We start from the raw sequence: 8,919 nt of genomic DNA on the forward strand, positions 1-8,919 counted from the left end.
ATGTTGGAAGGCAAGGCGATACAAAGTATGAGTCGCCGAGGGAATTGCTATGATAATGCGGTGATTGAAAGCTTTTTTGCGATATTAAAATCTGAGTGTTTTTACTCACGCACTTATACTTCGATTGCCGAATTACAGGCGGAAATTGAAGAATATTTGGTGTATTACAACCAAGAACGAATTAAACTTGATTTAAAAGGATTAAGCCCGGTGCAATACCGAGCTCAATATTTAAGTTAACTAACCTGTCCAACTTTTGGGGGGCAGATCACTTTTCCATCATCCATTGGAGGAAAACATGACCAAAACCCAACATATCGACCGTCGTTTTTGATTTGGGCGGCGTGCTGGTAGATTGGAACCCGCGCCATTTATACCGCAAGATTTTCAGCAACGACGCGGAAATGGAACGCTTTTTGGCAGAAGTGTGCAACAGCGAATGGAATGCGCGACAAGATGCCGGGCGCTCCTGGTCGGAAGGCGTTGCCGAAGCCGTCAAACAACATCCACAGTATGAAGCGGAAATCCGCGCCTATCCTGAACGCTGGACGGAAACCCTAAACGGTGCCATTGACGACACCGTCGCCCTGCTGGAGCCCCTCAAACGCAGTGGCGTCCGCTTGTTGGCGCTGACCAACTGGTCCAACGAAACCTTCCATTTCGCCGAAGAACGCTTCCCTTTCTTAACCGAATTCGAGGGCATTTTAGTCTCCGGCTACGAACGCCTGGCAAAACCCGACCCACGCATTTTCAATCTGTTAATCGAACGCTACCACCTAAACCCGCAACACACCGTCTTCATCGACGACAACCTGCGCAATGTAGAAGGCGCCCGCAACGTCGGCTTACACACCTTACAATTCACCCATGCCCAAAAACTAAAACAGGATTTAATCACCTTGGGCGTGAAATTTGATTAGAAAAATGACCGCACTTTTTCGCACTACACCGTTGATGGTACGCATGTTTGAATCACAGTTGCTCGAAACATTGTAATACATTGATATTTTAAAATTATCCTGCCCACCTGAGCTTACAGGAGAAGGTATACAAAGGATAGAAAGGAGGTAATACGTTCCCCAGTCATTTTATTTTACCATTACCCTTTATCTTCCGAAGCTCCATATTCCCATAATCATACTACTCTATTCTGCCCGTATAAATGCGGCTCAATAAGTGCGCAGGAACGAACCGTTTCATTACCATTCGCAGGCAATGTGTTAATCAACAATTACGTCGATTTTTTCATGATGGACAACAGGTTACCTTATGAAGTGGTTGATGTGTTGAATTAGCTCCTTAGCGGAGATTTGTTTAGGCAGAACCGGTAAAGATTGGGATAGTGCGCCCATCTTACTTAACAAATCACGGATTATGTATTGATGAAAAAGCTACAGGTTCTGCCTCATACGAATTAGTCTGCCAAATCTCTTTGGGTCGTTTGAACCCGTTTCGTTCGGCGTGTTGCTTCTTTATTTAATCATCATCGGCGAAGGTTTGCTGTTGCTTTCCGATTCGAGTTCCGCACCTTGGACAGTATTGTCGCAAGGCGTTGCGTTACAAGGGCAATTCAGCGTCGGTTGGGCATCGTGCATTATCAGCCTGACGTGATGCCGACGTGGTTTCCGCTAAAGCTCAGGCCGGGGCTCCCACGGTAATGAATATTTTCGTTATCGCCCTTGTCCTCGGCTTAACCACCTATTTACCGGAAAAACCCACCGCACTTTATGTGCGTTTTGCCTACGCCGTTATCGGCATTTTGCTGTCTCGGCATTGGTACGCTGATGTTTGCATTCGGTATCGGTCGGGTGGTGCAATACACGCTGTTATTTATCAGCCGCGTGCCATACTTTAGTAATAAACCGAATCATCTTCGCTAGCTTTTCCTCGATTGAGATTTTGCTTAAATCCGTCTGGCTGGCTTTGTCGTTAGATGGGCAAAATGCCAGATGTTTCGCCTCATCATTAATCGGTTGCCAGCGCAACGGTGTGGCGGAACGGCGGCTCGGGTAAAAGCCGATGGTCGGCACGTTTAACGCGCCGCTCAAATGAAGCGGACCTGTCGAACCGGCAATAAACAGATCGGCGCACGCCAAGGATTGTGCAAAATCCACCAGCCCCTTATTTTTATCATAAACCACCACGCGGGCATCTTGCACCAGCCCCGCCAATTCATGGGCTTTTTCACTTTCATTGGGGCCGGCGGTGAGAATCACATACGCATCAAACTGCGCCAACAGCCCCCGAATCAATGCGGCGTATTGCGCCAAAGATAAATTATTAGCGGAGCCGCCCGAACCGCTGTGCACGAAAATCCATTTTTTCGATGAATCCACGTTTAACTGCAGACATAAAAATTCACTCTGAAAATCCACCGCACTTTTCGGGAAGCTGAGATACGGCGGACGCGGTTCCACCACCGCAATGCTCTGATCCTGTAAAAAACGACGGGCTAAATCCAGATTATAGGCAAACTCTGGCTTGGCAGATTGAGAACGACGTTGCACCAGACGATGATTATAAAAAAACTGCACCCATTTAGTTGCAGGCGCCAAGCGATAAGGAATACGGCATTTCCAAGCCAGTTTGGCATTGTGCGTATTGGAAAAAAAACTAATCATAGCATCAAATCGCTGCGCCTTGATGTCATTCACGAGACGTTGAAACGCCGCTTTATCCCCCTTCGGCACGTCAATGATGACCTCATCTAAATAAGGGCAGGCGCGGGCGATTTCCGCCGTATACGTCGGCACAAGTGCGGTAAGTTTTAGCGACGGATCCGATGCTTTCAACATGGCAAACGCCGGCCATGCCAACATAAAATCACCCAGTTTATCGTTACGAATAACCAATACTTTTTTCATCGTCTGTTGTTCCTATCCAAGGTTTCGGCTTAAGGTCCGCCGGAAAAAATTTTGCTTATTCTAGCCCGACCATCGTCCATTAAAAAGCGACAAATAAAAAATCAGCGCCCTAATCCGTTAAGACGCTGATTTTGACTAAAATAAACAAGTTAGTTTTTTGACACTTTATTGGTCGCTTTGTTCACTTATTTAATTTCGCTTTGTAAGTCGGGTTCATCAAGTTTTCCACGGACAGAATATCATCCAATTCTTCTTTGGTTAACAAGCCTTTTTCCAACACCACTTCACGCACGCCTTTGCCGGTTTGGGCGCATATTTTACCCACTAAGTCGCCATTATGGTGACCGATGAATGGGTTTAAGTAGGTGACGATACCGATAGAATTGAACACATAATTTTCGCAAATTTCTTTGTTCACGGTGATGCCGTCGATACATTTATCGCGCAAGTTCACGCACGCGTTGGTTAAGATGTCGATAGATTCGAACATAGCCTGACCGATTACCGGTTCCATCACGTTTAATTGCAATTGACCGGCTTCAGCAGCGAAGGTCACGGTGGTGTCGTTACCGATCACCTTGAAGCACACTTGGTTCACCACTTCCGGCACCACCGGGTTGACTTTCGCCGGCATGATGGAAGAGCCCGCTTGTAATTCAGGCAGGTTGATTTCTTTCAAGCCTGCACGCGGACCGGAAGACAATAAACGCAAATCATTACATACTTTGGATAATTTTACCGCCGTACGTTTTAACGCGCCATGTACCATCACATAAGCGCCGCAGTCGGATGTGGCTTCAATCAGGTTTTCGGCAACCACGCAAGGCAAACCGCTGACTTCCGACAAATGTTTCACCACCAACGGTACATAGCCTTGCGGGGTGTTCAACCCGGTACCGATCGCGGTCGCACCTAAGTTCACTTCAAGCAGCAATTCCGCCGTGCGTTTTAAGTTCCGCACTTCTTCATCCAACAATACGGAAAAGGCTTTGAATTCTTGTCCCACGGTCATCGGCACCGCATCTTGCAATTGGGTGCGCCCCATTTTTAACACTTTGGCGAATTCTTTTGATTTATTCTCAAAGCCTTGTTGTAAATACAACACTTTGCTGACTAATTTCATAATGCTGTTATACACCGCAATACGGAAACCGGTCGGGTAAGCATCGTTGGTGGATTGGCTGGCATTCACATGATCCATCGGATCCAAATAATTATATTCGCCTTTTTTGTGTCCTAAAATTTCCAATGCCAGATTCGCAACCACTTCGTTCGTATTCATGTTGACGGAAGTGCCCGCGCCGCCTTGATAAACGTCGGACGGGAATTGATCCAAACATTTGCCGTTGACCAACACTTCATCACAGGCTTTTACAATAGCATCGGCAATTTTTTTCGAAATCGTGCCTAATTCGCCGTTGGTGAGTGCAGTAGCTTTTTTCACCATCACCATGCCACGTACGAATTCCGGCACGTCAGAAATGGTGGTGTTAGAAATGTTGAAATTTTCTATCGCTCTTAATGTATGAATCCCCCAATACGCGTCCGCAGGAACGTCGCGTTCACCTAATAAATCCACTTCTTTTCTGAATTGTGTCATTTTAGCTCTCCTCATTTGCCTTATTACGAGTTGTTTTATTGAGAGCATTATAGAAACTTCAAAGAAAATTAAATTGATCTAACTCACAGATTTTTATACGCATTTAGGATTTATTTTTATTTTTCACATTAGTTTTTTTAACCTGAATGCGAGATTTGAAGCGCCGACATATTGCACTGCAAAATAAACAGGGTAATATTCATAGCCGATTTATTATTAAGGAGCGCCCATGCCTTTTATTGCCTTTCTTTTCGCCGTTTTCCTGTTTATTTATGCCGAACTGAGCTTATTGGTTTGGGTGGGGAGCCATTTCGGTATTTTTATGTTGATTCTCTTGCTGATCGGTTCATCGTTGTTGGGTATTTTGATTATTCGCGCCCGCAGTTGGTATGCCTTAACGCGTGTCCGACAACAATTGAAACAGGGCGAATTGCCGACCGAAACAATTTTCAATTCTGCCCGTTGGCTTATTGCCGGCGTGCTTTTCGTAATTCCGGGCTTCGTCACCGATATACTTGCCTGCATTCTACTCAGCCCGCTCGGTAGCCACATCGCGAAAATGCTGTTGGGCAGCCGTTTCATGTTCTTCCGTCAAAACATCTTTAAAAACGATCACACTTTTTATTCGTCACGCCACCACAAGGCGGAAGATGGCGAGGTTTTTGGGGCAGAATTTGAAAAGGAAGTGGATGAACATAAACGGCTCAAATAATTTTAGCTCCTCCCCTTGAAAGCAGAAAAATAACTCCCATATACAAAGGGCTTTTTTATTAACTTAAGAAATAGAGGAAATTTCAAATGAATATTCGTCCATTACACGACAAAGTCATTTTAAAACGTGAAGACGTGGAAACTAAGTCCGCCGGTGGCATCGTTTTAACCGGTTCCGCTGCCACCAAATCCACTCGCGCCAAAGTATTGGCAGTAGGTCCGGGACGCTTGCTGGAAAATGGTAGTGTACACCCAATGCACGTTAAAGTTGGCGACACCGTGATCTTCAGCGACGGTTATGGCGTGAAAGCGGAGAAAATTGACGGTGAGGAAGTGCTCATCATCTCTGAAAGTGATATTTTGGCGATCGTTGAGTAAGTAAAACGCTCGAAAAAACGACCGCACTTTTCGCAATCGCAAGGTGGGGCTCAACCCACTGAAACAGTGTTGAATGAAATGGTAGGCTAAAACCCACCATAAAATAAAAGGAAATTAAAAATGGCAGCAAAAGACGTAAAATTCGGCAACGACGCACGCGTAAAAATGTTAAACGGCGTAAATATTTTAGCCGATGCAGTAAAAGTTACTCTCGGTCCAAAAGGTCGTAACGTAGTGTTAGACAAATCTTTCGGTGCACCGACCATCACCAAAGACGGGGTTTCCGTGGCGCGTGAAATCGAATTAGAAGATAAATTTGAAAACATGGGCGCCCAAATGGTGAAAGAAGTGGCGTCCAAAGCGAACGACGCGGCAGGGGACGGTACCACAACCGCCACCGTATTGGCTCAAGCCATCGTGAACGAAGGCTTAAAAGCCGTTGCCGCCGGTATGAACCCGATGGATTTAAAACGCGGTATCGACAAAGCTGTCAACTCAGTGGTTGCCGAGCTTAAAAATCTCTCCAAACCATGCGAAACCTCAAAAGAAATCGAACAAGTTGGCACGATCTCTGCAAATTCCGACAGCATTGTGGGTCAATTAATCGCTCAAGCCATGGAAAAAGTGGGTAAAGAAGGCGTAATTACCGTGGAAGACGGCACCGGTTTGGAAGACGAATTGGATGTGGTTGAAGGTATGCAATTCGACCGCGGTTACCTTTCCCCATACTTCATCAACAAGCCTGAAACCGCCACTGTGGAACTGGACAATCCGTTTATCCTGTTAGTAGATAAAAAAATCTCCAACATCCGCGAATTATTGCCGGTATTAGAAGGCGTGGCGAAAGCCGGTAAACCATTGTTAATCATCGCCGAAGATGTGGAAGGCGAAGCTTTGGCAACCTTGGTTGTAAACACCATGCGCGGTATCGTGAAAGTGGCCGCAGTGAAAGCGCCGGGCTTTGGTGACCGCCGTAAAGCGATGTTACAAGATATTGCGATTTTAACCGCCGGTACGGTCATTTCCGAAGAAATCGGTATGGAATTGGAAAAAGCCACACTTGAAGATTTAGGTCAGGCAAAACGTATTGTTATCAACAAAGATAACACCACCATCATCGACGGTATCGGCGATGAAGCACAAATCCAAGGTCGTGTAGCGCAAATTCGTCAACAAATTGAAGAGTCCACTTCCGACTACGACAAAGAGAAATTACAAGAACGCGTGGCGAAATTGGCCGGCGGTGTTGCGGTGATTAAAGTGGGCGCGGCAACCGAAGTGGAAATGAAAGAGAAAAAAGCGCGCGTTGAAGACGCCTTACACGCGACCCGAGCGGCGGTAGAAGAAGGCATCGTTGCCGGTGGTGGCGTGGCGTTAATTCGTGCAGCCGGCAGAGTAGTCGGCTTACAAGGCGAGAACGAAGAGCAAAATGTGGGTATCAAGCTTGCCCTTCGTGCTATGGAAGCACCGTTGCGTCAAATCGTGGCAAATGCCGGTGAAGAAGCTTCCGTGATCGCCAGCGCAGTGAAGAACGGTGAAGGCAATTTCGGTTATAACGCAGGCACTGAACAGTACGGCGACATGATCGCTATGGGTATTTTGGATCCGACGAAAGTCACCCGTTCCGCATTACAATTTGCGGCGTCTGTTGCCGGTTTAATGATCACTACCGAATGTATGGTCACCGAGTTACCGAAAGACGACAAAGCTGACCTCGGCGCTGCCGGAATGGGCGGTATGGGAGGCATGGGCGGGATGATGTAATTCCTCCCTGCTCAGAAATGCAAAAGCCCTTGATCAAATCAAGGGCTTTTTTATAGGGACTAAAAACGTTTGGAAAAACGACCGCACTTTAGCCTAAATTTTCATGTTTTTCATAAGCGGAAAGGGTGTTTTGCATCAGCATTGCCACCGTCATCGGACCGACACCGCCCGGCACCGGCGTAATATACGCCGCACGTTCCGCTGCCACGTCGAATTCCACATCACCCACCAGTTTGCCATCAATACGATTAATCCCCACGTCAACCACAACAGCACCCTCTTTAATCCATTCCCCTTTAATAAATCTCGGTTTTCCCACGGCAACTACAACAATATCCGCCTGACGCACATGATGTGCCAGATCTTCGGTAAAACGATGGGTAACCGTGACAGTACAACCTGCAAGTAACAATTCTAACGCCATCGGACGACCAACGATATTTGACGCGCCCACAATCACCGCATGTTTGCCACGAAACGCAATACCGGTGGTTTCCAACAGCTTCATCACGCCATAAGGCGTACAAGCGCGTAGCGTCGGAATACGCTGACATAAACGCCCGACATTGTAAGGATGGAAGCCGTCCACATCTTTTTCGGACGAGATTTTTTCAATGACTTTGGTACTATCAATATGTTTTGGTAATGGCAGCTGAACCAGAATGCCATCAACATCCTTATCCTGATTGAGCTGTTCAATGATTCCTAGCAACTCCTGCTCTGACGTATTTTCCGGTAAATCGTAGGATTTGGAAACAATTCCCACTTCGGTACAGCTTCTGCGCTTACTTCCCACATAAACCTGTGAAGCAGGATCGGCACCGACCAAAATCACTGCAAGCCCGGGAGAACGTTTACCCCTTTCCACATAATGTGCAATTTGGCGGGCAATATGGGTTTTAATTTGGTGTGATAATTCAGTGCCGGAAATAATTTGAGCAGTCATTACATTCTCCAGTGAATAAACAGAAACATTGACTATTTTGGCAGAAAACTATGGCAGATGTAAGGCATTGCCATAAATTTAAACGATTAATAATAAAACAGTAAAAACTTATTGACTGAAAATGAAAGAAAACTATAATGCTACACGTCTTTCAGTCGGCGAGTAGCGCAGCTTGGTAGCGCAACTGGTTTGGGACCAGTGGGTCGTAGGTTCAAATCCTATCTCGCCGACCACTTTTCTCTATTTTTCACTATTCCATTTACAACGCGCCCTTAGCTCAGCTGGATAGAGCAACGCCCTTCTAAGGCGTGGGTCAAAGGTTCGAATCCTTTAGGGCGTGCCATTTAATAATTTTATCGATATCTCACTTTAAATCACCGAAAAGTGATCTGCCCCCCAAAAGTTGGACAGGTTAGTTAACTTAAATATTGAGCTCGGTATTGCACCGGGCTTAATCCTTTTAAATCAAGTTTAATTCGTTCTTGGTTGTAATACACCAAATATTCTTCAATTTCCGCCTGTAATTCGGCAATCGAAGTATAAGTGCGTGAGTAAAAACACTCAGATTTTAATATCGCAAAAAAGCTTTCAATCACCGCATTATCATAGCAATTCCCTCGGCGACTCATACTTTGTATCGCCTTGCCTTCCAACAT

Annotated in this window: 11 protein-coding genes and 2 tRNA genes; 9 read left to right on the top strand and 4 right to left on the bottom strand. The window is 46.0% G+C overall.

The features are described from left to right. The 4 genes from A3CS_RS0110495 to A3CS_RS1000000112565 all read left to right on the top strand — a co-directional run. A partial coding sequence (locus A3CS_RS0110495) for an IS3 family transposase (RefSeq protein ID WP_012821002.1) occupies nt 1-240 on the top strand: 240 nt, incomplete at its 5' end. A 104-nt stretch (nt 241-344) separates the two neighbouring features. After that, nucleotides 345-920: an HAD family hydrolase gene (locus A3CS_RS0110500; RefSeq protein ID WP_233143755.1), complete on the top strand. Its 576-nt coding sequence runs from the start codon at nt 345-347 to the stop codon at nt 918-920. 541 nt (nt 921-1,461) lie between these two features. Then, the gene (locus A3CS_RS1000000112560; RefSeq protein ID WP_012820882.1) at nt 1,462-1,611 is read left to right on the top strand and encodes a hypothetical protein; all 150 of its coding nucleotides are present in this window, start codon (nt 1,462-1,464) and stop codon (nt 1,609-1,611) included. 46 nt (nt 1,612-1,657) lie between these two features. Then, nucleotides 1,658-1,855: a hypothetical protein gene (locus A3CS_RS1000000112565; protein WP_012820883.1), complete on the top strand. Its 198-nt coding sequence runs from the start codon at nt 1,658-1,660 to the stop codon at nt 1,853-1,855. Here A3CS_RS1000000112565 and A3CS_RS0110505 read toward each other — a convergent pair. Beyond that, nucleotides 1,827-2,864 (bottom strand): glycosyltransferase family 9 protein, encoded by a 1,038-nt coding sequence (locus tag A3CS_RS0110505; RefSeq protein ID WP_019518475.1) that lies wholly within the window; start codon nt 2,862-2,864, stop codon nt 1,827-1,829. The two genes, A3CS_RS1000000112565 and A3CS_RS0110505, sit on opposite strands and share 29 nt — an antisense overlap. Nucleotides 2,865-3,045: 181 nt before the next feature. Then, nucleotides 3,046-4,464 carry an aspartate ammonia-lyase gene (aspA, locus tag A3CS_RS0110510; protein ID WP_005547881.1) on the bottom strand — a complete coding sequence of 473 codons (1,419 nt, stop codon included), beginning with the start codon at nt 4,462-4,464 and terminating at the stop codon, nt 3,046-3,048. A gap of 229 nt (nt 4,465-4,693) precedes the next feature. On the opposite strand from aspA, the gene A3CS_RS0110515 reads away from it, so the two are divergent. The 3 genes from A3CS_RS0110515 to groL all read left to right on the top strand — a co-directional run bounded on the left by A3CS_RS0110515 (nt 4,694) and on the right by groL (nt 7,317). After that, nucleotides 4,694-5,176: an FxsA family protein gene (locus A3CS_RS0110515; RefSeq protein ID WP_019518476.1), complete on the top strand. Its 483-nt coding sequence runs from the start codon at nt 4,694-4,696 to the stop codon at nt 5,174-5,176. 86 nt (nt 5,177-5,262) lie between these two features. Continuing rightward, on the top strand, nt 5,263-5,553 hold the full coding sequence (locus A3CS_RS0110520) for a co-chaperone GroES (protein WP_005544374.1): 291 nt from the start codon (nt 5,263-5,265) through the stop codon (nt 5,551-5,553). A 120-nt stretch (nt 5,554-5,673) separates the two neighbouring features. Beyond that, nucleotides 5,674-7,317, top strand: a complete 1,644-nt coding sequence (gene groL / locus A3CS_RS0110525; protein ID WP_005547876.1) for a chaperonin GroEL — start codon at nt 5,674-5,676, stop codon at nt 7,315-7,317. An 88-nt stretch (nt 7,318-7,405) separates the two neighbouring features. Here groL and folD read toward each other — a convergent pair whose 3' ends face one another. After that, nucleotides 7,406-8,263: a bifunctional methylenetetrahydrofolate dehydrogenase/methenyltetrahydrofolate cyclohydrolase FolD gene (gene folD / locus A3CS_RS0110530; protein ID WP_005547874.1), complete on the bottom strand. Its 858-nt coding sequence runs from the start codon at nt 8,261-8,263 to the stop codon at nt 7,406-7,408. A gap of 156 nt (nt 8,264-8,419) precedes the next feature. Here folD and A3CS_RS0110535 point away from each other — a divergent pair. Together A3CS_RS0110535 and A3CS_RS0110540 are read left to right on the top strand one after the other, a co-directional pair. Continuing rightward, nucleotides 8,420-8,496 (top strand) — tRNA-Pro (locus A3CS_RS0110535). A gap of 33 nt (nt 8,497-8,529) precedes the next feature. Further along, nucleotides 8,530-8,606 (top strand) — tRNA-Arg (locus tag A3CS_RS0110540). Between the two features lie 73 nt (nt 8,607-8,679). On the opposite strand, the gene A3CS_RS0110545 is transcribed toward A3CS_RS0110540, so the two are convergent. Further along, the coding region (locus A3CS_RS0110545) for an IS3 family transposase (RefSeq protein ID WP_012821002.1) at nt 8,680-8,919 on the bottom strand (240 nt) is incomplete at its 5' end.

It is taken from the genome of Aggregatibacter actinomycetemcomitans DSM 8324, assembly GCF_000372365.1.
Lineage (GTDB): Bacteria > Pseudomonadota > Gammaproteobacteria > Enterobacterales > Pasteurellaceae > Aggregatibacter > Aggregatibacter actinomycetemcomitans.